The 482-nt window shown below is 65.8% G+C and carries 1 protein-coding gene; it reads left to right on the plus strand.

Going from position 1 to position 482, the window contains the following annotated elements; all coding sequences use genetic code 11:
- Positions 1–96: 96 nt before the first annotated feature.
- Positions 97–482, plus strand: a 386-nt coding sequence (locus tag QMG28_RS20870) for an IS5 family transposase (RefSeq protein WP_281844151.1), incomplete at its 3' end; no start/stop codon positions are given.

The following is a 482-nucleotide window of genomic DNA, read 5'->3' on the forward strand; positions in this document are numbered from 1 at the left end:
AGAGACTTACGACGAGCTGATCATGATCGACTCGACGATGATGCGGGTTCACCAGCACGGCGCCACGGCCGCAAAAAGGGGGGCGCCGATCATGGCGTGGGACGTTCCCGGGGCGGGCTGACGACCAAGCTGCATGCGCTCATCGACGGCTGCGGGCGACCGGTCGCTCTCAAGCTCACGCCAGGGCAGGTTCACGACAGCAAGGTCGCGGGGGATATGCTCGCGCAGCTCGCGCCGGGGCAGATCCTCATCGCCGACAAGGCCTATGACTCGAACGCCATCCTCGCCACGATCCGCGCCCGCGGCGCGACCCCGAACATCCCCGCCAAGGCGCCCCGAAAACTGCCCCATCCCTACGACCGCGCCCTCTACCGGCGGCGCAACATCATCGAGAGGTTCTTCAACAAACTGAAGCAATACAGGGGCCTGGCCACCCGCTACGACAAACACGCCGAGACCTTCATGGCCGGCGTCACTCTGGC

This window comes from Sinisalibacter aestuarii, assembly GCF_027923545.1.
Classification (GTDB): domain Bacteria; phylum Pseudomonadota; class Alphaproteobacteria; order Rhodobacterales; family Rhodobacteraceae; genus Sinisalibacter; species Sinisalibacter aestuarii.